The 23897-nt window shown below is 69.8% G+C and carries 22 protein-coding genes; 15 read left to right on the forward strand and 7 right to left on the reverse strand.

Annotated features, from left to right (window positions below; all coding sequences use genetic code 11):
- Positions 1-43: 43 nt before the first annotated feature.
- From kdsA to BR39_RS0113140, 3 genes are all read right to left on the reverse strand, one after another.
- Complete coding sequence (kdsA, locus tag BR39_RS0113130; protein WP_029912504.1) at positions 44-895, reverse strand: 3-deoxy-8-phosphooctulonate synthase; 852 nt, start codon at positions 893-895, stop codon at positions 44-46.
- Between the two features lie 66 nt (positions 896-961).
- Positions 962-1381 (reverse strand): NUDIX domain-containing protein, encoded by a 420-nt coding sequence (locus tag BR39_RS0113135; RefSeq protein ID WP_029912506.1) that lies wholly within the window; start codon positions 1379-1381, stop codon positions 962-964.
- Positions 1342-1584, reverse strand: a complete 243-nt coding sequence (locus BR39_RS0113140; RefSeq protein ID WP_029912508.1) for a hypothetical protein — start codon at positions 1582-1584, stop codon at positions 1342-1344. The genes BR39_RS0113135 and BR39_RS0113140 overlap by 40 nt, the downstream gene beginning before the upstream one ends.
- Positions 1585-1721: 137 nt before the next feature.
- On the opposite strand from BR39_RS0113140, the gene pyrE reads away from it, so the two are divergent.
- The 8 genes from pyrE to BR39_RS0113180 all read left to right on the forward strand — a co-directional run bounded on the left by pyrE (position 1722) and on the right by BR39_RS0113180 (position 7605).
- Complete coding sequence (pyrE, locus tag BR39_RS0113145) at positions 1722-2306, forward strand: orotate phosphoribosyltransferase (protein ID WP_029912509.1); 585 nt, start codon at positions 1722-1724, stop codon at positions 2304-2306.
- A gap of 5 nt (positions 2307-2311) precedes the next feature.
- Complete coding sequence (locus tag BR39_RS0113150; protein WP_029912511.1) at positions 2312-3067, forward strand: pyridoxine 5'-phosphate synthase; 756 nt, start codon at positions 2312-2314, stop codon at positions 3065-3067.
- The gene (gene acpS / locus BR39_RS0113155) at positions 3064-3465 is read left to right on the forward strand and encodes a holo-ACP synthase (RefSeq protein ID WP_029912514.1); all 402 of its coding nucleotides are present in this window, start codon (positions 3064-3066) and stop codon (positions 3463-3465) included. The genes BR39_RS0113150 and acpS overlap by 4 nt, the downstream gene beginning before the upstream one ends.
- 66 nt (positions 3466-3531) lie before the next feature.
- Entirely contained in the window at positions 3532-3684 is a 153-nt protein-coding gene (locus BR39_RS26735; protein WP_197026699.1) for a hypothetical protein, read from the forward strand.
- A gap of 159 nt (positions 3685-3843) precedes the next feature.
- A complete protein-coding gene (gene lepB / locus BR39_RS0113165) occupies positions 3844-4692 on the forward strand; it encodes a signal peptidase I (RefSeq protein ID WP_029912518.1) in 849 nt (282 codons plus the stop codon).
- Entirely contained in the window at positions 4689-5393 is a 705-nt protein-coding gene (gene rnc / locus BR39_RS0113170) for a ribonuclease III (protein ID WP_029912522.1), read from the forward strand. The genes lepB and rnc overlap by 4 nt, the downstream gene beginning before the upstream one ends.
- Positions 5394-5566: 173 nt before the next feature.
- Complete coding sequence (era, locus tag BR39_RS0113175) at positions 5567-6523, forward strand: GTPase Era (RefSeq protein ID WP_029912524.1); 957 nt, start codon at positions 5567-5569, stop codon at positions 6521-6523.
- Positions 6524-6729: 206 nt separating this feature from the next.
- Positions 6730-7605: an arylamine N-acetyltransferase gene (locus BR39_RS0113180; RefSeq protein WP_051695629.1), complete on the forward strand. Its 876-nt coding sequence runs from the start codon at positions 6730-6732 to the stop codon at positions 7603-7605.
- Here the strand turns inward: BR39_RS0113180 and BR39_RS0113185 are convergent.
- Both BR39_RS0113185 and BR39_RS0113190 read right to left on the reverse strand, forming a co-directional pair.
- Positions 7602-8843 (reverse strand): MFS transporter, encoded by a 1242-nt coding sequence (locus BR39_RS0113185; protein WP_029912530.1) that lies wholly within the window; start codon positions 8841-8843, stop codon positions 7602-7604. The genes BR39_RS0113180 and BR39_RS0113185 overlap by 4 nt on opposite strands.
- Positions 8844-9054: 211 nt before the next feature.
- Complete coding sequence (locus BR39_RS0113190; protein ID WP_029912533.1) at positions 9055-10047, reverse strand: hypothetical protein; 993 nt, start codon at positions 10045-10047, stop codon at positions 9055-9057.
- Between the two features lie 162 nt (positions 10048-10209).
- On the opposite strand from BR39_RS0113190, the gene recO reads away from it, so the two are divergent.
- The 7 genes from recO to BR39_RS0113225 all read left to right on the forward strand — a co-directional run bounded on the left by recO (position 10210) and on the right by BR39_RS0113225 (position 20915).
- Positions 10210-10941 (forward strand): DNA repair protein RecO, encoded by a 732-nt coding sequence (gene recO / locus BR39_RS0113195; protein WP_029912535.1) that lies wholly within the window; start codon positions 10210-10212, stop codon positions 10939-10941.
- Between the two features lie 98 nt (positions 10942-11039).
- Positions 11040-12629 carry an alkaline phosphatase gene (locus BR39_RS0113200; RefSeq protein WP_029912538.1) on the forward strand — a complete coding sequence of 530 codons (1590 nt, stop codon included), beginning with the start codon at positions 11040-11042 and terminating at the stop codon, positions 12627-12629.
- 88 nt (positions 12630-12717) lie between these two features.
- A complete protein-coding gene (gene parC, locus BR39_RS0113205) occupies positions 12718-14994 on the forward strand; it encodes a DNA topoisomerase IV subunit A (RefSeq protein ID WP_029912539.1) in 2277 nt (758 codons plus the stop codon).
- An 83-nt stretch (positions 14995-15077) separates the two neighbouring features.
- Positions 15078-16448, forward strand: coding sequence for a serine hydrolase (locus tag BR39_RS0113210; protein ID WP_035018427.1), 1371 nt, complete (start codon positions 15078-15080; stop codon positions 16446-16448).
- A 154-nt stretch (positions 16449-16602) separates the two neighbouring features.
- Positions 16603-16953 carry a UrcA family protein gene (locus BR39_RS0113215; protein ID WP_029912543.1) on the forward strand — a complete coding sequence of 117 codons (351 nt, stop codon included), beginning with the start codon at positions 16603-16605 and terminating at the stop codon, positions 16951-16953.
- Between the two features lie 1066 nt (positions 16954-18019).
- Positions 18020-19729, forward strand: coding sequence for a methionine--tRNA ligase (gene metG / locus BR39_RS0113220; RefSeq protein WP_029912545.1), 1710 nt, complete (start codon positions 18020-18022; stop codon positions 19727-19729).
- A 1-nt stretch (position 19730) separates the two neighbouring features.
- A complete protein-coding gene (locus BR39_RS0113225) occupies positions 19731-20915 on the forward strand; it encodes an MFS transporter (protein ID WP_029912547.1) in 1185 nt (394 codons plus the stop codon).
- Between the two features lie 97 nt (positions 20916-21012).
- On the opposite strand, the gene cysN is transcribed toward BR39_RS0113225, so the two are convergent.
- The gene (gene cysN, locus BR39_RS0113230; RefSeq protein ID WP_029912550.1) at positions 21013-22926 is read right to left on the reverse strand and encodes a sulfate adenylyltransferase subunit CysN; all 1914 of its coding nucleotides are present in this window, start codon (positions 22924-22926) and stop codon (positions 21013-21015) included.
- Positions 22927-23844 (reverse strand): sulfate adenylyltransferase subunit CysD, encoded by a 918-nt coding sequence (gene cysD, locus BR39_RS0113235; RefSeq protein WP_029912553.1) that lies wholly within the window; start codon positions 23842-23844, stop codon positions 22927-22929.
- Positions 23845-23897 lie beyond the last annotated feature (53 nt).

The raw sequence follows: 23897 nt of genomic DNA on the forward strand, positions 1-23897 counted from the left end.
GAACAGCTTCGCTATAACGCCGCTTTTCGGAAAAAGCTCCGGCCTAGGCGCGGACGGCCGCGTGCAGGGTCTTCAGCGTCTTGAGCAGGCCCGCCGCGTCGGTGAGGGGCAGGCAGCTGGGACCGTCGCACAGGGCCTTGTCGGGATCGGTGTGGAATTCCAGGAACACGCCGTCGGCGCCGGCCGCCACGGCGGCCTTGGCGATGATCGGCACGCCTTCGCGGCGGCCGCCGGTCGAGCCGCCGGCGGTCCGCGGGTCGGCGCCCGGCAGCTGGACGGCGTGGGTCGCGTCGATGGTCACCGGCACGCCCAGGTTCTGCATCTGCTGGATGCCCAGCATGTCGACCACCAGGTTGTTGTAGCCGAACGAGGCGCCGCGCTCGCACAGCACGATCTGCAGGTCCGGCGCGGCCTCGCGGGCCTTGTGGATGATGTTCTTGCAGTCCCAGGGGGCGATGAACTGGGCCTTCTTGACGTGCAGCCAGCCGCCCTGGGCGGCGGTGGCGCGCGAGGCGGCCACGATCAGGTCGGTCTGACGGCACAGGAAGGCGGGGATCTGCACCAGGTCGGCGACGGCCGCCACCGGCTCGGCCTGGTCGACCTCGTGGATGTCGGTGGCGATCGGCACGTCCAGCTTGGCCTTGACCTCGGCCAGCATGGCCAGGCCGTCCTTCAGGCCCGGACCGCGGTAGCTGGTGATCGACGAACGGTTGGCCTTGTCGAAGCTGGCCTTGAACACATAGGGCAGGCCCAGCTCGGCGGTGACCGCCTTGAGCTCACGCCCGACCTCCAGGGCCAGGTCCAGGTTCTCCAGCACGTTCAGGCCGGCGATCACGGCCAGAGGCTGGCCGGCGCCCATCGAGATGTTCCAGCGCTTGAGGGTGACGACGGACATGGCGGTGTTCCTGGTTCGCCGGCGGCGGTCGCCGGCTGCAAATCAAGCGGCCAGCTTATGCCCGCTCTAAACCTTTGAAGCCAGGGCGGCGACCGCGTCGAGCGTCGCGGCGGTCAGGGGCGAGGGCAGGGCGTCCAGCGGGAACCAGCCCCAGTCGGCCAGGGCCTGCGGTTCCTGGATCGCCGGTTCGCCCACGCAGCCGTCGGCGCGGTAGGTGACGGCCACCCAGTGGCTGTCGTCGGCGATCATGTCGGTGACGCACAGCACGGGACCGGCGACGATGGTGATCCCCAGCTCCTCCAGGATCTCGCGTTCGGCGCAGGTCCGGCCGCTCTCGCCCCAGTCCAGCTTGCCGCCCGGCTGGCCCCAGTGGCCGGCTTCCGGATGCCGCTTGCGCTGGACCAGCAGGATGCGGCCCTGGCCGTCGAGGATGGCGGCGCCGCAGCCTATGCGAGGGCGGAGAGGGACGGATGATTCATCGGACATGCGTCCTTCCCTACACCGGCCTGCGCGTCGCGCCAGTCCAGGGTCTCGCCGATCTTGGCGAAGGCGGCCGCGACACGGTTCATGTCGGCCAGGCGCTGATAGACGTCGGCGTGGACGGAACCGTCCGCGCGCATGGCCAACAGGTCGAGTTCGGCGGCCTTGTGGAAGAGGTTGGCCGAGGTCGCGACGGTGTATTCGGTCATGGGAAGCCCCTGGGTCGTCCCGCCCCGCGCACGCGGGGACCACACCACAGCGCGCGAGCTTCGCCGTTGTTCCCTTCTCGGGCGATCCGGCGCGTCGCGGTTTGTAGACTCGCACGGGTTCGCTATATCCACCTCTCATGACCAACGACGACGTCCTCGACGAATTCCGCGCCGCCGGCGCCCTGCGCGAAGGCCACTTCGTGCTGTCCTCCGGCCTGCACAGCCCCGTCTTCCTGCAGAAGAACCTGGTGTTCATGCGGCCCGAGCGCTGCGCGCGCCTCTGCAAGGCCCTGGCCGAGAAGATCGTCGCCACGGTCGGCAAGCCCGACGTGGCGGTGTCGCCGGCCGTCGGCGGGATCATCCCCGGCTACGAGACCGCCCGCTGGCTGGACGTCGCCTCGATCTATGTCGAGCGCGAGGGCGGCGGCTTCAAGTTCCGCCGCGGCTTCCACCTCGAGCCCGGCCAGAAGGTCGTGATGGTCGAGGACATCGTCACCACCGGCCTGTCGTCGCGCGAGTGCATCGCCGCGATCCAGGAAGCCGGCGGCGAGGTGATCGCCGCGGCCTGCATCGTCGACCGCTCGGGCGGCAAGGCCGACGTCGGCGTGCCGCTGGTGGCCCTGGCCAGCCTGGAAGTCCCGGCCTATCCGGCCGACGCCCTGCCGCCCGAACTGGCCGCCATCCCGATCGAGGACCCGGGCAGCCGGCGTCTGAAGGGCTGACCGGCATGCTGCGGCTCGGCGTCAACATCGACCACGTGGCCACGATCCGCAACGCGCGCGGGTCCAGCTATCCGGAACCGGTGCGGGCCGCCGAACTGGCCCTGGCGGCCGGCGCCGACGGCATCACCGCCCACCTGCGGGAAGACCGTCGCCACATCAGCGACGCCGACATCGCCCTGCTGACCGACCTGTGCCTCAAGCGCGGCAAGCCGCTGAACTTCGAGATGGCGGTCACCGACGAGATGGTCGGCATCGCCCTGCAGGCCCGCCCGCACGCCGCCTGCCTGGTGCCCGAGCGCCGCGAGGAGGTCACCACCGAGGGCGGCCTCGACGTCGTGAAGGGCGCCAACCGCATCGCCGACGCCACGGCGCGCCTGCGCACCGTCGGGGCGCGGGTCTCGCTGTTCATCGAGGCCGATCCGGTCCAGATCCGCGCCTCGGTCGAGGCCGGGGCCCAGGTGGTGGAACTGCACACCGGCGCCTATTGCGACGCCGCCCGCGAGGGCCACGCCGACAAGGCCGCCGCGATCCTGGAGCGCCTGAAGGCCGGCGCCGCCCTGGCCGCCGACCTGGGCCTGGAAGTCCACGCCGGCCACGGCATCGACTACGCCACGGTCAAGCCGATCGCCGCCATCCCGCAGATCGCCGAGCTGAACATCGGCCACTTTCTGATCGGCGAGGCGATCTTCGTGGGCCTGCCCCAAGCCATGCAGCGCATGCGGGCGCTCATGGACGCGGCTCGCCTGGAGCAAGCGGCGTGATCATCGGGATCGGCTCGGACCTGTGCGACATCCGCCGGATCGAGAAGTCCCTCGAGCGCTTCGGCGACCGCTTCACCAACAAGGTCTTCACCGAGATCGAGCGCAAGCGGTCCGAGCGTAAGCCCGACCGCGCCTCCAGCTACGCCAAGCGTTTCGCCGCCAAGGAGGCCTGCTCCAAGGCCCTGGGCACGGGGCTGAAGGGCGGGGTGCACCTGGCGGGCATGGGCGTGGTCAACCTGCCGTCCGGCAAGCCGACCATGGCCCTGACCGGCGGCGCGGCCGAGCGCCTGGCCAGGATGGTCCCCGAGGGCATGACCCCGGTGATCCACCTGTCCCTGACCGACGACCACCCCTACGCCCAGGCCTTCGTGATCATCGAGGCGGTGCCGACGGTCTAGGCCCCCGCTTTGCACCTCCGATCCCCGAGCGCCTGAAACGGCGCCGTTCTGGGACGGGGGACCCACATGGCGATCTGGAGCGATATCGAAGGCAAGCAGGCCCAACCGGCGCGTCGCAGGCGCCAACTGATGCCCTGGCAGCAAAGGCCGTTCGCCTGGCTGCTGGTCGGCTGGGGCTTCTTCGCCCTGGTGCTGGCGGCGGTGTTCGCCACAATTTGAGCCCGTATTGCACGGTCAAGCTGTGAGGGGGCGCTGCGTCGCCACGCCCTCGCCATGAAGGCGAGTTAACGGGCGCCGCGCTTGCCCCCGTCGTAAACCCCGTCTAGCTAGGCGCGTCGGGTTCGCCCGCAGCCCATTCCGTCGAGAGCCCTACAGCGCATGACCGAAGCCGCCGACATCGAAACCCCCGACGACAAGGCCGGGGCGGTCAAGGAGTTCATCGAGATCGTCAAGACGGTCGCCTACGCCCTGGGCATCGCCCTGGTGCTGCGGGTGCTGCTGTTCCAGCCGTTCACGATCCCGTCGGCCTCGATGGAGCCCAACCTCTACCAGGGCGACTACATCATCGTCTCGAAGTACAGCTACGGCTGGTCCAAGCACTCGATCCCGTTCAGCCCGGGCCTGTTCGACGGCCGCATCCTCGGCAAGGCGCCCAAGCGCGGCGACATCATCGTCTTCAAGCTGCCGCGCGACCCGCACGTCGACTACATCAAGCGCCTGATCGGCCTGCCCGGCGACAAGGTCCAGGTGCGCGGCGGCGTGGTCTACATCAACGGCAAGGCCCTGGAGCGCAAGGAGCTGCCCTCGGCCCTGGTCGACACCGGCTACGGCACCATCCGCGCCGGCCGCTTCGAGGAGACCAATCCCGAAGGCCGCAAGTACGCCACCCAGGACTACGGCCCCGACAGCGAGGCCGACAACACCGGCGTCTATACGGTGCCCGAGAACTGCTACTTCTTCATGGGCGACAACCGCGACAACTCGCTGGACAGCCGCTTCGACCCGGGCGTCTCGGCCTTCAAGACCGGTTCGGGCGCCTGCAAGTGGGACTTCGCCAACGACCAGTACATCGGCATGCAGGAAGGCGTGGGCTTCGTGCCGGCCGAGAACCTGGTGGGCCGCGCCCAGCTGATCCTGCTGTCGTGGAACGCCGACGCCCACCTGTTCAAGCCGTGGACCTGGTTCCTGGACGCCCGTCCGAGCCGCTTCTTCCGCGTCCTCAAGTGACAGACCGGCGCGCCGTCGCCGTCGGCGACCTGGAGCGCCGGATCGGTCACACGTTCCAGGACCGCCAGCTGCTGGAGCTGGCCCTGACCCACGCCAGCGTGGGCGACGGGGCCAAGAAGGCCGGCGACAACGAGGTGCTGGAGTTCATCGGCGACCGCGTGCTGGGCCTGCTGGCCGCCGAGGCCCTGGCCGAGCGCTTCCCCAAGGCCAAGGAAGGCGAGCTGGCCCCGCGCCTGAACGCGCTGGTCAGCCGCGAGACCTGCGCCCGGGTGGCCCGCGCCGCCCAGCTGGGCCCGGCCCTGCGCCTGTCGGCCTCGTCCAGCAAGATCGGCGGCCGCGAGACCGACTCGATCCTGGCCGGCGCCGCGGAGGCCCTGATGGCGGCGCTGTACCGCGACGGCGGGCTGGAAACGGCGCGCCGCGTGTTCCTGGACCTGTGGACCGACGAGTTCGAGCGCGCCAACCAGGGCAAGCCCCGCGACCCCAAGACCGCGCTGCAGGAATGGGCGCAGGGCAAGGGCAAGCCGCTGCCGTCCTATCGCGTCCTGGATCGTACGGGCCCGGACCACGCGCCGGTGTTCACCGTCGAGGCCTCGGTCAAGGGCGTCGACCCCGCCATCGCCAAGGGCAAGTCGCGGCAGGAGGCCGAGAAGGCCGCCGCCAAGGCGCTGCTGGAGCGGGAAGGGGCGTCGGGGGCTTAGCGGCTCACCCACTTGCCCCCTACGGACCGCTTCGCGGTCGTCTTCCCCATAGGGGGAAGAGCCCGCCGCGCCTGAAGGCTCCGCCCCCCATGGGGGGCGGACAGACCGCGAAGCGGTCAGGTGGGGGCAAGTATGGTCGCCCCCGAGCCCCATCGGTGCTACACGCACGCGCAATGACTGAACATACCCCCGAACAAAACACCCGCGCCGGGTTCGCCGCCATCATCGGCGCTCCGAACGCCGGCAAGTCCACCCTGGTCAACCGCATGGTCGGCGCCAAGGTCTCGATCGTCACCCAGAAGGTTCAGACGACGCGCTTCCCCGTGCGCGGCGTGGCCATCACCGGGAACACCCAGATCGTCCTGGTCGACACCCCTGGCATCTTCACCCCGCGCCGCCGCCTGGACCGCGCCATGGTCCGGTCCGCCTGGGCCGGCGCCGAGGATTCCGAGGTCGTCGTCCACCTGGTCGACGTGCAGGCCGAGCTGGCCGTGCGCGAGCGCCGCGCCACGCCGGGCGAGCACCGCTCCAGCCAGGACGTCCAGACCATCATCGAAGGCATCAAGGCCGCCGGCCGCCAGGTGATCTTGGCGCTGAACAAGATCGACGGCGTCAAGCGCGACACCCTGCTGGCCGTCACCCAGGAGCTGTTCGACACCGGCGCCTATTCGGAAGTCTTCATGATCAGCGCCTCCACGGGCGCGGGCGTCGACGATCTGATGGCCAAGCTGGCCTCGCTGATGCCGGAGGGCCCCTGGCTCTATCCGGAAGACCAGACCGCCGACCTGCCGGCCCGCCTGCTGGCCGCCGAGATCACCCGCGAGAAGATCTATCTCCGCGTCCATGAGGAGCTGCCCTACGCCGCCTCGGTCGAGACGACCGCCTTCCAGGAGCGTCCCGACGGCAGCGCCCGCATCGAGCAGACCATCTATGTCGAGCGCGACGGCCAGCGGGCCATCGTGCTGGGCAAGGGCGGCGAGGTGATCAAGTGGATCGGCAAGGCCTCCCGCGAGGAGCTGGAGGACATCCTCGACCGCAAGGTCCACCTGTTCCTGCACGTGAAGGTCAAGGAGAACTGGGCCGAGGAACGGGGCCTGTTCAACGACATGGGCCTGGATTTCGACGTCTAGGGAAGGCCCTCCAAAAAGGGTGTCATCCCGGAAGCCTCGCAGAGGCTGTCCGGGACCCAGGGGCGGCCGCACCGCATTCGCCCAGTCCCCTGGGTCCCGGCTCTCCGCTTCGCCGCGGCCGGGATGACAACGTTTTTGACCAAGCCTTGATTTGGCGATACGCGCCCCGATTTCAGCGCGACAACAAGCAGGGGAGCATCGCCGCCGTGACCAAACTCGACACCGCCATCACGCCCGCTTCCGCTTCGGTCGATCTCGACGCCTATTTCGCCCGCATCGGCTATGACGGCCCGCGCGAGCCGACCCTGGCGGTGCTGCGCGCCCTGCACCAGAAGCACCCGGACGCCATCGCCTTCGAGAACGTCGACGTCCTGCTGGGCAAGGCGATCAACCTGGATCCGGCCGCCATCGACGCCAAGCTGATCACGGCCGGGCGCGGGGGCTACTGCTACGAGCAGAACGGCCTGTTCAAGCGCGTGCTGACGGCCCTGGGCTTCGAGGTCGGCGGCCTGATGGCGCGGGTGCTGTGGATGGTCCCCGAGCACCTGCCGCCGCGTCCGCGCTCGCACATGGTGCTGGCCGTGCGGGTTCCGGGCGACGACACGGTCTGGCTGGCCGACGTGGGGTTCGGCGGCTGCGTGCTGACCGCGCCCCTGCGGCTGTTTTCCGACGAGGTGCAGGCCACGCCCAACGGCGACTTCCGCATCCTGCCGGTCGACGAGCTGGGCGGCGAGCGGCGGGTCCAGGCCGACCTGTCGGGCAAGTGGGCGGCGACCTACCAGGTGGCCCCCAGCGGCCTTTGGGCCGACCAGGACTACGAGCAGGCCAATTTCTACACCTACGCCCATCCCGGCTCGCACTTCACCTGGAGCCTGACGGCGGGCCGGGTGACGCCCGACGCGCGCTACGCCCTGAAGAACAACCGCCTGACGCACCGCGACGCGGCCGGCGCCTTGGTCGAGCAGCGCGACCTGTCGGCCGATGAGCTGGAAGCGGCCCTGCGCGACGTGATCGGCCTGCCGGTCCAGCCCGAATGGCGGCCGCTGATCGAGAAGATCGTGGCCTGGGGCGCGCCGGCCTAGGAGCAGGCCTCGCACGGGGCGGCGATCGGCGCCTTGCGCTCGCGCCGTGCGGCGAGGACCAGGCCCACGCCCAGGGCGGCGGTCAGGGCGGCGTAGGCCGCGGCGCTGACCGGCCCCAGGCCGTCCACCAGCACGCCGCCGAAAACCGCGCCCATGGCGATCGCCACCTGGAAGGTCGAGGTCAGCAGACCTCCCGCCAGCTCGGCCTGGTCGGCGGCTTCCGACGTGGCCCACGACTGGAAGCCGACGGGCAGCATGGCGAAGGCGAAGCCCCAGACGGTCAGGGCCGCCGCCGCGACCAACGGCCAGGCGCCCAGGGTGACGAGCGCGACGGCCGCGACGGCGACTAGGCCCGCTCCGCCCAGCACGGCCAGGCGAGGATCGCGCTCGGCCAGGAAGGCGCCGGCGAAGTTGCCGAAGAAGCCGGCGACGCCGAAGGCCAGCAGCACCAGCGAGATCGCGCCGACCTCCAGGTGCGTGACCTGCTCCAGCACCGGCCGCACATAGGTGAAGCCCGCGAAGTGGCCGGAGATCACCAGCAGCACGCCGACCAGCGCGACCGCGACGCTGGGCCGGCGCGCCACCTCCAGCAGGCCGCGCAGGCGCGGCGGGGCCGTCGGGGCCAGTCTCGGCAGGGTCAGCGCCTGGGCCAGGAGGGCCAGCCCTCCGACCACGCCGGCGATCACGAAGGCCGCCCGCCAGCCCAGGGTGTCGCTGACATAGGCGCCGACCGGCGCGGCCGAGACCGTCGCCACCGACACGCCCGTGAAGACGATCGACATCGCCCTGGGAAGAGCTCGGGCTGGCACGAGGCGCATGGCCAGGGCCGCGGCCATCGACCAGAAGCCGCCCAGGCTGGCGCCCAGCAGGATCCGGGCGACCAGGAGGGTGGGCAGGTTGGCGGCGAAGACCGTCAGCAGGTTCGAGGCGCAGAGCAGGGCCATCAGGCCCAGCAGCACCAGCCGCCGATCCAGGCGTCCGGTCAGCACCGGCGTCAGCGGCGCGGCGATCGCCCCGACGACGGCCGTGGCGGTCACCGCTTGCCCCGCCGCGCCGACGCTGACGCCGAGATCGGCCGCCAGGGGCGTCAGCACGCTGGCCGGCAGGAATTCCGAGGTCACCAGGGCGAAGACGCCCAGGGCCAGGGCGCCGATCGCGGTCCAGAGGGCCGGTGTTTCAGGCTCGCCGATCGGGCTCGAAGCGTCCTGCGTGGGTCGGGCGATGGTCGAGCCGTCCATGGCGATCTCCGGCGGCCGCCCCCCTGGGGCGGTTCAAGCAACTGTGGGCCGCTGAGATAGGGCCGCGCCGAGCCGGCCGCCCGGGCGCCCTGAGTCCAAATTTCCCCGGGGTGCGTCCAGCATTTCTGGGTGGCCAGGCGCATGGCCTGGCTCGCAGCAGCGAGGCTCAAGTCAGGGTTCAGGGATTCGAATATGGAGCGTGCGGCCGCGCCTAGACTCCCGGCGGCGGCCGCGACCAGCTCTGGTGGGGCAGGGGCTCGGGCGGGAAGTCGAACAGCCGCCGCCGCAGGCGCTCGGCGTTGTTCAGGTGCTCCTCGATGGCGTCGACGTCGGATTGGCGGGCGAACATCAGGTTGTCGCCGTCCGAGCGCCACAGCCCGTCGGCCTTGGCGAAGACGTCCAGGGCGGCCAGGGTCTCGGCATAGGTCCGGTCGCGCAGGTCGGCCTCGGCGCCGTGGCGGGCGACAGCGACCTTGGTGTCCTCGTCCAGCCGGGCCAGGACGTAGTCGCGGACCAGCGGCGGCGGGTCCGCGCGCCGCAGGGCTTCGTCGATCGCGACCCGGGTCTCCTTCCAGCGCCTGGCGTCGTCGATCTCGGCCTGGGCGACGGCGTCCAGGGTCCCGCGCAGGCGGGCGGTCAGGGCGCGGACGTCGGCGGGCGAGCCGATGGTCACCGGCGAGATCACCAGCCGCTGGTCGGTGGCCTTCAGTCGAGGGTTCAGGACGGACAGGGCGGCCGTGTCGCCGGCCCGGTCCTTGGCCGCGATCGCCGCCAGCTCGGTCTTCAGCCCCGGGACGGTGGCCCAGGCCTCGCGGGCCTTGTGCAGGTCGATCTGGTGCTCGACCGTGCGCACGCCGTGCAGGACCACGGGCGACAGCAGCGAGGCGGCGAAGACGCACGGCGCCAGGATGTTGAAATAGATCGGCCCCCGGGTGGCGTCGCGCGAGCGGACATAGCCGAAATAGAGCAGGGCCCACAGCGCCAGGCTGATCAGGGCGCAGGGCACGATGCTGAACAGGAACCGGGTGTTGATCAGGTCCGACAGGTCGAAGCGTTCGCCGTCCAGGCCTTGCAGGCGCAGGCTGTAGGCGATCGCCAGGCCCATGCCGATCAGCACGGTCACGACGAGGGCCGGCCAGGTGGCCGGCGGCTTGTCCAGCTTGCGGCTGTAGACGCGCGACGCGACCAGCGACTCTCCGCTCATGACCTGCACTCCCCCGCTGTGCGAGCTCCTGGCTAGCGGATCAACCTTAGGGCAGGCAATAGGCTTCGCGCGTCCGGAGGTGACGGCGGACTTTCGGCTCGGCGCCGGGATCGCGACGTCGTATGGAGAGTCCATGTTTTGTTCCGCGACCAAGACCGCCTGATGGAGTGGGAAGACGAGGCCTTCGTGCTGTCGGCGCGCGCCCATGGCGAGACCGGCGCGATCGTCGAGCTCTTGACCCAGGAGCGGGGCAAGTTCGCGGCCCACGTATCGGGCGCGGCCTCGCGGCGGATGAAGCCGTTCCTGCAGGCGGGGGCCAAGGTCATCGCGCGCTACCGCGCCCGGGTCAGCGACCAGATGGGGGCGGCCAGTCTCGAACCGATCGGCGAGGGGCCGGCGTCGCTGTTCGACGAGCCGCTGGCGCTGTCGGGCCTGTCGGCCGCCGCCGCCGTCGCCGCCGGGGCCCTGCCGGAGCGCGAGGCCCATCCCGGCGCCTTCCACGCCCTGGAGGCCCTGATCGCCGCCCTGGCCATCCCGGAGATCTGGCCGGCGGTCTACGTGCGGTTCGAGGCCGGGCTGCTGCAGGACCTGGGCTTCGGCCTGGACCTTTCGAAATGCGCCGCCACCGGCGCGCTGGACGACCTGGTCTATGTCAGCCCGCGCACCGGCCGGGCGGTCAGCCGCGAGGCCGGGCGGCCCTATCACGACAAGCTCCTGCCCCTGCCGCCGTTCATGCTGTCGGCCCAGGGCGGCCTGACCGACGGCGACGTCAAGGCGGGCCTGGACATCACGGGCCACTTCCTCGAGCAGTTCGTGTTCCACCCGCTGAACCGGCCGCTGCCGCCGGCTCGCGTCTGGCTGCTGGACCGGCTGGGCGAGGCGGGGAGGCTCTAAAAACTCCGCTCATCCCGGCGAATGCGGGGATGAGCGGCTTGAAAGGGACGAACCGTCACAATGCGCGGCTATCGGGACTCGAGTTTCGGAGTCCCGCCATGTCCCTCGTCCTCGACCGCTACGCCCTGAACCGCCGCCGGCTGCTCAAGACCTTCGGGGCTTCAGCCGTCACCGCCCTGTCGATCCCGCTGATCGGCGAGCAGGCCTTCGCCCAAGCGGTGTTCGCCCAGTACCCGTTCCAGCTGGGCGTGGCCTCGGGCGATCCCTGGCCGGACGGCTTCGTGATCTGGACCCGCCTGGCCCCCGAGCCCTTCGAGATCGGCTACGGCATGCCGACGGCCCCGGTCGCCGTCGACTGGGAAGTGGCCGCCGATCGCGGCTTCAAGACCGTGGTCGCCAAGGGGACCGCCGTGGCGACGCCCGAGCTGGGCCACAGCGTTCACGTCGAGGTCTCGGGGCTCGAGGCCGGCCGCGACTACTGGTATCGCTTCATGGCGAGCAAGGAGCGCAGCCTGACCGGGCGGGCCCGCACCGCCCCGGCCGCCGGCGCCGCCCTGGACCGCGCCCGCTTCGCCGTCGTCGGCTGCCAGAACTACGAGCAGGGCTACTACACCGCCTTCCGCAAGATGGCGCAGGACGCACCGGACTTCGTCTTCCACTACGGCGACTACATCTACGAGGGCCGCGGCAACCGGATGTGGAACAGCGCCGACGGCCCGCGCGAGAACGCCCGCCAGCACTTCGGCGGCGAGATCTACAGCCTGGACGACTACCGCCGCCGCTACGCCCAGTACAAGATGGACGCCGACCTGCAGGCCGCCCACGCCGCCGCGCCCTGGTTCGTGGTCTGGGACGACCACGAGACCGACAACAACTGGGTCTCCGACATCGACCAGGACGGCGCCGATCCCAAGATCTTCAACCTGCGCCGCCAGGCCGCCGCCCAGGCCTATTACGAGAACATGCCGCTGAGGGCCTCGTCGTTCCCGGCCGGGACCTCGATCCAGATCTATCGCCGCGCCGCCTGGGGCAAGCTGCTGGAGCTGAACCTGCTGGACACCCGCCAGTTCCGCACCGACCAACCGTGCGGCGACAAGCAGGTGGCCTGCGCCACCCTCGACCGCCCCGAGGCCGAGGTGATCGGCCTGAAGCAGGAGAAGTGGCTGGTCGACGGCCTGACCGCCTCGAAGGCCACCTGGAATGTCCTGGCCCAGCAGGTGATGATGATGGACCTGGACCGCGACCCCGGTCCGGGCGTGGTCGTCAATCCCGACAGCTGGGCCGGCTACCGCACGCCGCGCAACCGGCTGCTCAAGCAGATCCGCGACCGCAAGATCGCCAACACCGTGGTCCTGACCGGCGACGAGCACCAGAACTTCGCCGGCGAACTGCACCTGGACGGCGCCCATCCCGAGGGCCGGCCGATCGCCACCGAGTTCGTCACCACCTCGATCACCTCGGGCGGCGACGGCGTGGACCAGACCGACACCTTCGCCAAGATCCAGGCCGCCAACCCGCAGCTGAAGTTCAACAACAGCCAGCGCGGCTACGCGATCTGCGACGTGACGGACAAGCGCTGGGTCACCGAGTTCAAGGTGCTGGACGCCGTCACCCGCCGCGACGGCGCCCTGACCACGCGCAAGAAGATGGCGATCGAGGCGGGCGATCCGCGCCTCGTCGAGGCCTGACGGGCGAACAGGAACAAAACGCGTTCGAAGGGGGGATTTGCCGCGCGGGATTGGCTAGGATGGCCGCCACGCGTAACGAATCTCCCCGATGAACAAACCAGTCCTACCTCCCCCCGGCGGCCCGGAAGACGGCCGCATCCTCGACGAGCCGCTGAGCGAGGCGCTTTCGAAGCGCTACCTGGCCTATGCGCTGTCGACGATCGGTTCGCGGGCGCTGCCCGACGTGCGCGACGGCCTCAAGCCCGTGCACCGTCGCGTGCTGCACGCGATGAACAACATGCGCCTCAACCCCGAAGGCGCCGCGCGCAAGTGCGCCAAGGTGGTCGGCGAGGTGATGGGTAACTTCCACCCGCACGGCGACCAGTCGATCTACGACGCCCTGGTCCGCCTGGCCCAGGACTTCGCTCAGCGGGTGCCGCTGGTCGACGGCCAGGGCAACTTCGGGAACATCGACGGCGATAACCCCGCCGCCATGCGCTACACCGAGTGCAAGATGACCGCCGCGGCCATGCTGCTGCTGGACGGCATCGACGAGGACGCGGTCGACTTCAAGCCGTCCTACGACGGCCAGGACGAGGAGCCGGTGGTCCTGCCGTCGGGCTTCCCGAACCTGCTGGCCAACGGCAGCTCGGGCATCGCCGTGGGCATGGCCACCTCGATCCCGCCGCACAACCCGGCCGAGCTGATCGACGCTTGCCTGCTGCTGCTGAGCAATCCCGACGCCACGACGGCCGAGATCCTGGAGCGCGTGCCGGGTCCTGACTTCCCGACCGGCGGCGTGATCGTCGAAGGCCGCGAGAGTCTGCTGGAGACCTACGAGACCGGTCGCGGCGGCGTGCGCACCCGCGCCCGCTGGGAGAAGGAAGACACCGGCCGCGGCACCTACCAGATCGTCGTCACCGAGATCCCGTACCAGGTGAAGAAGTCCGACCTGGTCGAGCAGTTGGCCGACCTGATCGACAGCAAGAAGGCCGCCCTGCTGGGCGACGTGCGCGACGAGAGCGCCGAGGACATCCGCTTGGTCCTCGAGCCCAAGTCCAAGAACGTCGAGCCCGAAGTGCTGATGGAGAGCCTGTTCAAGCTCTCGGCGCTGGAAAGCCGTTTCCCGGTCAACATCAACGTGCTGGACGCCAAGGGCACGCCGGGCGTGATGGGCATCAAGCAGTGCCTGATGGCCTTCCTGGCCCACCGCCGCGAGGTGCTGACTCGCCGGGCCCGCCACCGCCTGGCCAAGATCGAAGCCCGCCTGCACATCCTGGACGGCCTGCTGATCGCCTACCTCAATCTGGACGAGGTGATCCGCATCGTCCGCTACGAGGACGAACCCAAGCAAAAGCTGATCGCGGCCTTCGCCCTCTCGGAGATCCAGGCCGACGCCATCCTCAACACCCGCTTGCGCCAACTGGCCAAGCTGGAGGAGATGGAGATCCGCCGCGAGCACGCCGAGCTGGTGGAAGAGCGCGACGGCATCCTGGGCATGCTGGCCAGCGACAAGAAGCAGTGGGACCTGGTCGGCACGGGCCTGCGCCAGGTGCGCGCCGTCCTGGTCAAGATCGCCCACCCGCACGACAAGCCGCGCCCGACGGGCGTGATCGGCCGCTCGATCTTCGCGGACGCCCCGGTGGTCGACGCCGAGGCGGCCATGGAGGCGATGATCGTGCGCGAGGCGATCACCGTAATCCTGTCGGACCGCGGCTGGATCCGCGCCGCCAAGGGCAAGATCGAAGACCCGTCCGAACTGAAGTTCAAGGAAGGCGACAAGCTGGGCTTCCTGGCCCCGGCCGAGACGACCGACAAGCTCTTGCTGTTCACCAGCGACGGCCGGTTCTTCACGATCAGCTGCGCCAACCTGCCGTCGGCGCGCGGCCACGGCGAACCCGTGCGGATGATGATCGACCTCGACGACAAGGTGAAGATCATCGACATGTTCCCGTTCAAGGCCGGGCGGAAGCGCTTCCTGGCCTCGAAGCAGGGCTACGGCTTCCTGATGCCGGAAGAGGAGGCGATCGCCAACCGCAAGGCCGGCAAGCAGGTGCTGACGGTCGACGCGGCCGGCGCGGCCTTCTGCCTGGAAGCCGTCGGCGACCAGGTGGCGGTGATCGGCGACAACGGCAAGATCCTGATCTTCCCGCTGGAGGAGCTGCCGGAAATGCCGCGCGGCAAGGGCGTCAAGCTGCAGGCCTACCGCGAGGGCGGCCTGCGCGACGCGATCTCGTTCAACACCGAGACGGGCGCCTTCTGGATCGACACCGCCGGCCGTCGCCGCGACTGGCTTGAGTGGAAGGACTGGATCGGCCGTCGGGCCGGGGCCGGCAAGCTGTCGCCCAAGGGCTTCCCGACGTCCAAGCGGTTCCGGCCGAAGTGATGACCGGGACCGCCGCGAGCGCCGCGCTTTGGGCGGTCCCGGATATCCGCTAGGCTTCATCCGGGATGACAGGATCTGATCGCATGAACGCGGTGCTCAAGCGCACCGCCGGCGCCGTGGCCGCCTTGTTCGGCCTGGCCGCCGCCGGGGCCGCGGGCGCCGCGCCGCCCTTGCCCCTGGCGGCCAAGCCGGAGACGGCGGGGTTCTCGGCCGAGAAGCTGCGCAGGCTGGACGAGACGATGCAGGCCCTGGTCGACCAGGGGCAGATCGCCGGCGGCGTCACCGTGCTGGGCCGTCACGGCCGGGTCGTGTCGCTGAAGACCTTCGGCAAGCGCAGCCTGGAGACCGGCGAGGCCATGCCCGCCGACGCCCTTTTCCGCATCCGCTCGGAGACCAAGGCGGTCACCGGCGTGGCGATGCTGATCCTCTATCAGGAGGGGCGGTGGCGGCTGGACGATCCGATCACCGAATACCTGCCCGAGCTGGCCGAGCTGCGCGTGGCCTCGGGCGTCGACGCCGAGGGGCGGCCGATCCTGACCCCGGTCAGCCGGCCGCCGACCATGCGCGAGCTGATGACCCACACGGCCGGTTTCGCCTACGGCCTGGCCGACGATCCGGCCAGCCTGGCCGACCAGGCCTATTTCCGGGCCGGGGTCCTGCAGTCCGACACCCTGGACCATCTTGCGCGCAAGGTGGGCATGCTGCCGATGTACGCCCAGCCGGGGACGATGTGGCGCTACAGCGTGGCCGCCGACCTGCAGGGGCTGATCGTCGAGCGCCTGTCGGGCCAGACCCTGCCGGTGTTCATGGAGGAGCGGATCTTCCGTCCCCTGAAGATGAAGGACACCGCCTTCTGGGCTCCGCCCGAGAAGCTGCCGCGCCTGGCGGCCCTGTATGACGGTGACCCGGCGACCGGCAAGCTGATCCCCGCCGTCGAGGGGCCCTGGCGCGACGTCACCAAGCCGCCGGCCGCGCCGTCGGGCGGGGGAGGGCTGCTGTCCACCGCCGGCGACTTCGCGCGCTTCGCCCAGATGATCCTGAACGGCGGGACGCTGGACGGGGTGCGGATCCTGACGCCCGAGAGCGTGGCCCTGATGCGGCTGAACCACCTGCCGCCCAGCTTCCAGGTCACCACCAACGGCACCGCGGGGGTGCTGCGCCCCGACCAGAAGCCGTTCCCGTTCAGCGCGGGCATGGGCTACGGCCTGGACGTGGCGGTGGCGGTCGACCCGCGCCTGTCCGGCGCGCCGGTGGGGCCGGGCACGATCAGCTGGGGCGGCAGCGCCGGCACCTGGTTCTGGATCGACCCCAGCAACGACCTGTTCTTCATCGGCATGATCCAGCGCCTGGGCGGCGTGGGCTCGGGCCTGGACGCCACCACCCGCACGGTGGTCTACCAGGCGCTGGAGAAGCCGCCGGTCAAGGAAGCGCGGCTGAACACGTCGTCCCGCTGAACTGCGCGCTGATTTGGGCGCCGAAAGATTACAGGGTGTTCACTCTGTGAATACGGCGTCATGAAGCAGACGTAACGAGTATTCGTAGAGCAGTATCGGCATCCTACCCCTCGAAAGCGGCGCGGACGGCGTCGCCAAGACAGGGGAGGCCGGTATGGGCCAGTTCATCGCCAAGTTTTCGACGGTCGCCCTGCTGGGGCTGGCGGTCCTGCCGGCCCTGGGCCTGACCCAGGCCGCCCAGGCGGCGCCCGTCGCTTCCAGGTCGGAGGAGCCGGCCGTGCTGGCCCGCATCCCGATCGGCGACCTGGACGTGTCCCGTCCCGACCACGCCCGCCTGCTGAAGGCCCGTGTCGACACCGCCACCGCCGCGGTCTGCGACGCCCGCATCCGGGCCCAGCGGCTGGACCGCTGGTCGGCCGCGGCCTGCCGCATCGATGTCCGGGACGAGGTCGCGTCCAAGCTGTCGGCCCCGCAACTCCGCGCCCTGCGCTCGGTCGGCGGCTGACCCCGAGATCCTCCCCCCTCTCGGGGAGGTGGCGGGAGCGCCGGACATGCCCTTGCCCGGCCGTTTTTCCCTCAGAGCGCTCGAATGGCGTCGCATGCTCCCAGCCCCAAAGGGAGACGCCCCGAGGCTCCCGCCCTTTCTTTCCCTCTCTCTTAGAGAGAGGGAGGGACCCGCCGCGAAGCGGTGGGAGGGTGAGTGGTTACAGTCTTTCAGGGTGGAGCGATGACGAAGACGGTTCTGCATTAGCGGCCCTATAGACGGCGGCGGTCTGGGTTCTTTCGAAAAGGCTCGAAGGCTCCGGGTTTGCCAGCCAACGGTGAAACCACTCACCCTCCCACCGCCTGACGGCGGCGGGCCCCTCCCTCTCTCTAAGAGAGAGGGGTTTAGGGCGCGCATCCCCGCCTCATCGCGAACCAACCCACTGATATCGCTGACCTAAATCTTTATTCCCCGCAGGGTTTCCCGGCGGCCGCATAATCATCCCACCTCGACGCGGGAAAGGGCGCATGGCCAGCGACCGATGCGGCGGCGGGGGGCGATCGAGCGGGAAGCTCCTTCGGCGGTCCGAAAGGATCAAACCCCATCCATCTGGTGCCGGCTGGGCTCGGAACACGGATACAGCGTTGGATGGGGGCCGGTTGAGCAGCAGGCGGGCGATGAGACGCTCGCGGTCCGGGACTGGGGATCGTTGCTCCAGCCCGCCCGCCGGAGGCTTCAAGGCGGCGAGGTTCTAAGAGAACTCAGCGCCGTCGCGCTTCCGGATAACGACCGCGCGGAGCGAACGGGCTTCGTCGAAACGGTATTCTCAATTTCTTCCGGACGATGTCCGGCGCTCCGCAGCCCTTTCCATACCTTCAGCGAGAGATCGCGTGAGGCCGAGAAGCCGCGCGTGAAGACCCCCTCAGCCGCTTCGCGACAGCTCCCCCTGAGGGGGAGCATCCGCTCGGCCTGGATCCTCCCCCTCAGGGGGAGGTGGCCCGGAGGGCCGGAGGGGGAAGGCACGGCGCTTTCGTTTCCGCCCTGGGCCTTCTATATGCAACCGCTCCTCGACTCCCCCGGAAGACCCATGGCCCGCATCCTGATCACCTCCGCCCTGCCGTACATCAACGGCATCAAGCACCTGGGCAATCTGGCGGGATCCATGCTGCCGGCCGACGTCTACGCCCGCTTCCAGCGTGCCCGCGGCCACGACACCCTCTACATCTGCGCCACAGACGAGCACGGCACCCCCGCCGAGCTGGCCGCCGCCGCCGCGGGCCAGGACGTCCAGACCTACTGCGCCGAGCAGCACGTGCTGCAATACGAGGTGGGCGTGAAGTTCGGCCTGTCGTGGGACTGGTTCGGCCGCTCGTCCTCGCCGCAGAACCACCGCCTGACCCAGCACTTCTGCGAGGTGCTGGAAGAGCGCGGCCTGATCGAGGAACGCGTCGACCAGATGGTCTATTCCATCGACGACAAGCGCTTCCTGCCCGACCGCTACATCGAGGGCACGTGTCCGCATTGCGGGTTTGAAAAGGCGCGCGGCGACCAGTGCGACAACTGCGGCAACCTGCTGGACCCGACCGACCTGATCAATCCGTACTCGGTGATCTCGGGCTCGCGGAACCTGGAGGTGCGCGACACCAAGCACCTCTATCTGCTGCAGACCAAGATGGCCGACCGCATCCGGACCTGGGTCGACGGCCACGCCGACTGGCCGCTGCTGGCCAAGTCGATCGCCTACAAGCACCTGGACGAGGGCCTGATCGACCGGGGCATCACCCGCGACCTTTCCTGGGGCATCCCGGTGACCAAGGGCGAATTCCCGCGCCCGGGTTTCGAGGACAAGGTCTTCTACGTCTGGTTCGACGCCCCGATCGAATACATCGCCGCCACCCAGGAATGGGCGCAGGCCCAGCCGGACCGCGACTGGAAGTCGTGGTGGCGCACCGACGAGGGCGCGGACGACGTCCGCTACGTCCAGTTCATGGGCAAGGACAACGTCGCCTTCCACACCGTCAGCTTCCCGGCGACCATCCTGGGTTCGGAAGAGCCGTGGAAGAGCGTCGACATGCTCAAGGCCTTCAACTGGCTCAACTGGTACGGCGGTAAGTTCTCGACCTCGAACAAGCGCGGCGTGTTCATGGACGCGGCCCTGGAGATCCTGCCGCCCGATCTGTGGCGCTGGTACCTGACCTCGAACTCGCCGGAGAGCAGCGACACGGCCTTCACCTGGGAGCAGTTCGCCAGCGCCGTGAACCGCGACCTGGCCGACGTTCTGGGCAACTTCGTCAACCGCATCCTGAAGTTCACCGAGAGCAAGTTCGACGGCGTGATCCCCGAGGGCGGCGCCCCCGGCCCGCTGGAGGAGAAGCTGTTCGCCGACGTCTCCGCGCGCCTGGCGGACTTGGCCGAGCAGATGGACGCCATCGAGGTGCGCAAGAGCGCCCAGGCCCTGCGCGCCCTGTGGGTGGTCGGCAACGAGTATCTGCAGGAAGCCGCCCCGTGGACGGCGATCAAGACCGACCGCGACCGCGCCGCCGTGATCGTCCGCACCGCCCTGAACCTGGCGGCCCTGTACGCCCGCATCTCCGCGCCGTTCATCCCGTTCGCCGCCGAGAAGATCGCCGAGGCCTTCTCGCAGGCCTATCCGGGCGCTTGGCCGACCACCGAAGCGGCCGCCGAGCTGTCGACCCTGCCGGTCGGCCTGTCGGTCCGCGCGCCGGAGGTGCTGTTCAAGAAGATCGAGGACGAGCAGATCGCCGAATGGACCGAGCGCTTCGGCGGGGCGGAATAGGGTGACCGACGGGGCGGGGGCAGGGCGCCTTTCAACCCAAACCCGCCTGGGCCTGTTCTACGTCGTCTCGTATCTCGGCACCGGCGTCAGCCTGCCGTTCATCGCCACCTATTTCCGCTCGCGCGGCCTGAGCGGGGCCGAGATCGGGCTGATCCTGGCCGTGCCGATGCTGGCGCGGCCGTTCACCGGACCGGTGCTGGCGGTGTGGGCCGACGGCTTCGCCCTGCGGCGCACGCCCCTGGCCCTGCTGGCCCTGGGGGCGGCGGCCGGCTACCTGGCCCTGCCGGTCGCGCCGGGCTTCTGGGGGCTGCTGGCCTGCTGGCTGGTGGGCATGACCTGCCTGACCACCCTGACCCCGCTGATCGACGTCCTGACCCTGCGGCGCTCGCGGCTGGACGGCTTCAACTACGGCCTGCCGCGCGGCGCGGGCTCGGCGGCCTTCATCGTCGCCAACCTGGCCATGGGGGCGATCCTGGCGGTCATGGCGCCCAGCGTGATCGTGGCCTGGATCACCACGGCGGCCGTCGGCGTCGCCGTGATCTCGGCCCTGGTCCTGCCGGCCGACCGCGTCCACGAGGCTGGAGCCCCCCAGCTCGGCTCCGCCGAGCGCTGGAAGGGCCTGGGCGGCCTGCTGCGCGACCGCACCTTCGTGCTGGCCGTGGTCACCGCCGGCCTGATCCAGGGGACGCACGCCTTCTACTACGGCTTCTCGGCCCTGCTGTGGCGCAAGGAGGAAATCTCGGCCCCGATGATCGGCGTGCTCTGGGGCGTCGGGGTGGCGGTCGAGGTCGGCTTCATGTGGTTCGCCGAGCCGTGGCGGCGCAAGGTCGGGCCCGAGAAGCTGCTGGTGCTGGGCGGGGCGGCGGCGCTGCTGCGCTGGAGCGCCTACGCCTTCATGCCGCCGCTGTGGCTCCTGTTCCCGCTGCAGGCCCTGCACGCCCTGACCTTCGCGGCCAGCTTCATGGCCTCGCTGCGGCTGATCGAGCGCCTGGCCCCGCCCCAGAGCGCCTCGGCCGCCCAGGCGATCAACTCGGCCCTGTCGGCCGGCTTCGTCCTGGGCGTGGGCACGCTGGCGGCCGGCCCGCTGTTCGACGCCTTCGGGCCGAGGGGCTACCTGGCCATGGCGGCGATGGGCGGGCTGGGGCTGATCGGGGCGGTGATGCTGACCAAGCGGGCGGGGCGCTAGCGTGGTCGGGGACATGCCCTCGCGGCGTGTCCCCATGACCGGGCGCGGCCCTCTTCGATGGGGACACGCCGCAAGGGCATGTCCCCAGCCGCGAGGCCTAGATCTCGTAGTCCAGCTCGCCTTCCAGCCAGGCGACGATCCGTTCGGCGGCGGCGACCGGGTCCATCTTGGTCGTGTCGATCCGCAGCTCGGGATGCTCGGGCGCCTCGTAGGGGCTGTCGATGCCGGTGAAGTTCTTCAGCTGGCCCGATCGCGCCTTCCTGTAGAGACCCTTGATGTCGCGTTCCTCGGCCACCGCCAGCGGGGTGTCGACGAAGACCTCGACGAACTCGCCGTCCTGCAGGATCTCGCGCGCCAGGCGGCGCTCGGCCCGGAACGGCGAGATGAAGGCGGTCAGCACGATCAGGCCGGCGTCGACCATCAGCTTGGCGACCTCGGCCACCCGGCGGATGTTCTCGACCCGGTCCTCCTCGGTGAAGCCGAGGTTCTTGTTGAGGCCGTGGCGGACGTTGTCGCCGTCCAGCAGATAGGTGTGGCGACCCAGGGCGTGCAGGCGCTTCTCGACCAGGTTGGCGATCGTCGACTTGCCCGCGCCCGACAGGCCCGTCAGCCACACCACCCGGCCGCGCTGGCCCTTCAGCGCCGCCCGCGAGGCCTTGCTGACGTCGGTGTGCTGCCAGTGGATGTTGTCGGCCCGGCGCAGGGCGAAGTTCAGCAGGCCCGCGCCGACGGTGCGGTTGCTGATCCGGTCGATCAGGATGAAGCCGCCCAGGTCGCGGTTCTGGGCGTAGGGCTCGAACGGGATCGCCTGGTCCAGCGACAGGTTCACCAGGCCGATCTCGTTCAGCTCCAGCTTCTTGGCCGCCAGGTGCTCCAGGGTGTTGACGTTCACCCGGTGCTTGATCTCGGTGACGCTGGCGCCGACCATCCGCGCGCCGATTTTCAGGAGATACGAGCGTCCCGGAGGGAGGGCCTCGTCGTCCATCCAGACCACGGTGGCCTCGAACTGGCCGGCCACGGCGACGGGATCGTCGGCGGCCACCAGGATGTCGCCGCGGCTGACGTCGATCTCGTCGGCCAGGGTGATCGTCACCGACTGGCCGGCATAGGCCTCAGGCAAATCGTCGGGCTTGGTGACGATGCGGGCGACGGTGCTCTCGCGGCCCGAAGGCAGGGATTTGACGCGGTCGCCCGGACGAACGGTCCCGGCGGCGATCTGGCCCGAGAAGCCCCGGAAGTCGAGGTTCGGACGGTTGACCCACTGCACGGGCATGCGGAACGACTGGCCGCGCAGGTCGTCCTCGACCTCCACGCCCTCCAGCCAGTCCATCAGGATCGGGCCATCGAACCACGGCGACCGCTCGCCGCGCGCGGCGATGTTGTCGCCGCCCAGGCCCGAGATCGGGATGGGGGTGAAGGTTTCCAGGCCGATCTGGTCGGCGAAGGCGCGGTAGTCGGCGACGATCTTGTCGAACACCGCCTGGTCCCAGCCGACCAGGTCCATCTTGTTCACCGCCAGCACCACGTGGCGGATGCCCAGCAGCTTGACGAGATAGCTGTGGCGGCGGGTCTGGGTCAGCACGCCCTTGCGGGCGTCGATCAGGATCACGGCCGCGTCGGCGGTCGAGGCGCCGGTGACCATGTTGCGCGTGTACTGCTCGTGGCCGGGGGTGTCGGCGACAATGAACTTGCGCTTGTCGGTCGAGAAGAAGCGATAGGCGACGTCGATGGTGATGCCCTGCTCGCGCTCGGCCGCCAGGCCGTCGACCAGCAGGGCGAAGTCGATCGCGCCGCCCTGAGTGCCGACCCGCTTGGAGTCGGCCTCGAGGGCCGCCATCTGGTCCTCGAAGATCATCTTGCTGTCGTAGAGCAGACGGCCGATCAGGGTCGACTTGCCGTCGTCCACCGACCCGCAGGTGATGAAGCGCAGCAGCGACTTGTGCTGGTGGGCGACCAGATAGGCGTCGATGTCCTCGGCGACGAGGTCGGAGGGTTTGTAGACCTTGGTCATCTAGAAATACCCCTCCTGCTTCTTCTTCTCCATCGAGGCCGACTGGTCGTGGTCGATGACCCGGCCCTGGCGCTCGCTGGTGGTGGCCAGGAGCATCTCCTGGATCACCTCGGGGAGGGTGGAGGCGGTGCTCTCGACCGCGCCGGTCAGGGGGTAGCAGCCCAAGGTCCGGAAGCGGACCGACCGCATCTGCGGAACCTCGCCGGGCCGCAGGCGGAAGCGGTCGTCGTCGACCATGATCAGCGCGCCGTCGCGCTCGACCACCGGGCGCTCGGCCGCGAAGTACAGCGGCACGATCGGGATGTTCTCCAGATGGATGTATTGCCAGACGTCCAGCTCGGTCCAGTTGGAGATCGGGAAGACGCGCAGGCTTTCGCCGGGATGCTTGCGGGTGTTGTACAGCTTCCAGAGTTCCGGCCGCTGGTCCTTGGGGTCCCAGCGCTGCTCGGCGGTGCGGAAGCTGAAGACGCGCTCCTTGGCCCGGCTCTTCTCCTCGTCGCGGCGGGCGCCGCCGAAGGCCGCGTCGAAGCCGTACTTGGCCAGGGCCTGCTTGAGGCCCTCGGTCTTCCAGAGATCGGTGTGCAGGGCGCTGCCGTGGTCGAACGGGTTGATGCCGCGAGCCTCGGCCTCGGGGTTCTTGTGGACCAGCAGGTCGAAGCCGAGTTGCTGGGCGATGGTGTCGCGCAGCTCGTACATCGCCTTGAACTTCCAGGTCGTGTCGACGTGCAGCAGCGGGAAGGGGGGCTTGGACGGATAGAACGCCTTGGCCGCCAGGTGCAGCATCACCGCGCTGTCCTTGCCGATCGAATACAGCATGACCGGGTTTTCGCACTCGGCCGCCACTTCGCGCAGGATGTGGATGCTTTCGGCTTCCAGGCGCTGCAGGTGCGTCAGGCGGGCCGGGGACAGCGCACTCATGGACGGGTCCGCAAAGGCGTCGTGCGACAGCGAAGCGACTTGGGTAGGGGGCA

The sequence above is a fragment of the Caulobacter sp. UNC358MFTsu5.1 genome (assembly GCF_000712075.1).
Classification (GTDB): domain Bacteria; phylum Pseudomonadota; class Alphaproteobacteria; order Caulobacterales; family Caulobacteraceae; genus Caulobacter.

Coding starts and splice junctions, on each gene's coding strand:
- kdsA (WP_029912504.1), bottom strand. CDS start 895: ATGTCCGTCGTCACCCTCAAGCGCTGGAACATCTCGATGGGCGCCGGC.
- BR39_RS0113135 (WP_029912506.1), bottom strand. CDS start 1,381: ATGTCCGATGAATCATCCGTCCCTCTCCGCCCTCGCATAGGCTGCGGC.
- BR39_RS0113140 (WP_029912508.1), bottom strand. CDS start 1,584: ATGACCGAATACACCGTCGCGACCTCGGCCAACCTCTTCCACAAGGCC.
- pyrE (WP_029912509.1), top strand. CDS start 1,722: ATGACCAACGACGACGTCCTCGACGAATTCCGCGCCGCCGGCGCCCTG.
- BR39_RS0113150 (WP_029912511.1), top strand. CDS start 2,312: ATGCTGCGGCTCGGCGTCAACATCGACCACGTGGCCACGATCCGCAAC.
- BR39_RS26735 (WP_197026699.1), top strand. CDS start 3,532: ATGGCGATCTGGAGCGATATCGAAGGCAAGCAGGCCCAACCGGCGCGT.
- lepB (WP_029912518.1), top strand. CDS start 3,844: ATGACCGAAGCCGCCGACATCGAAACCCCCGACGACAAGGCCGGGGCG.
- era (WP_029912524.1), top strand. CDS start 5,567: ATGACTGAACATACCCCCGAACAAAACACCCGCGCCGGGTTCGCCGCC.
- BR39_RS0113185 (WP_029912530.1), bottom strand. CDS start 8,843: ATGGACGGCTCGACCATCGCCCGACCCACGCAGGACGCTTCGAGCCCG.
- BR39_RS0113190 (WP_029912533.1), bottom strand. CDS start 10,047: ATGAGCGGAGAGTCGCTGGTCGCGTCGCGCGTCTACAGCCGCAAGCTG.
- recO (WP_029912535.1), top strand. CDS start 10,210: ATGGAGTGGGAAGACGAGGCCTTCGTGCTGTCGGCGCGCGCCCATGGC.
- BR39_RS0113200 (WP_029912538.1), top strand. CDS start 11,040: ATGTCCCTCGTCCTCGACCGCTACGCCCTGAACCGCCGCCGGCTGCTC.
- parC (WP_029912539.1), top strand. CDS start 12,718: ATGAACAAACCAGTCCTACCTCCCCCCGGCGGCCCGGAAGACGGCCGC.
- BR39_RS0113210 (WP_035018427.1), top strand. CDS start 15,078: ATGAACGCGGTGCTCAAGCGCACCGCCGGCGCCGTGGCCGCCTTGTTC.
- BR39_RS0113215 (WP_029912543.1), top strand. CDS start 16,603: ATGGGCCAGTTCATCGCCAAGTTTTCGACGGTCGCCCTGCTGGGGCTG.
- metG (WP_029912545.1), top strand. CDS start 18,020: ATGGCCCGCATCCTGATCACCTCCGCCCTGCCGTACATCAACGGCATC.
- cysN (WP_029912550.1), bottom strand. CDS start 22,926: ATGACCAAGGTCTACAAACCCTCCGACCTCGTCGCCGAGGACATCGAC.
- cysD (WP_029912553.1), bottom strand. CDS start 23,844: ATGAGTGCGCTGTCCCCGGCCCGCCTGACGCACCTGCAGCGCCTGGAA.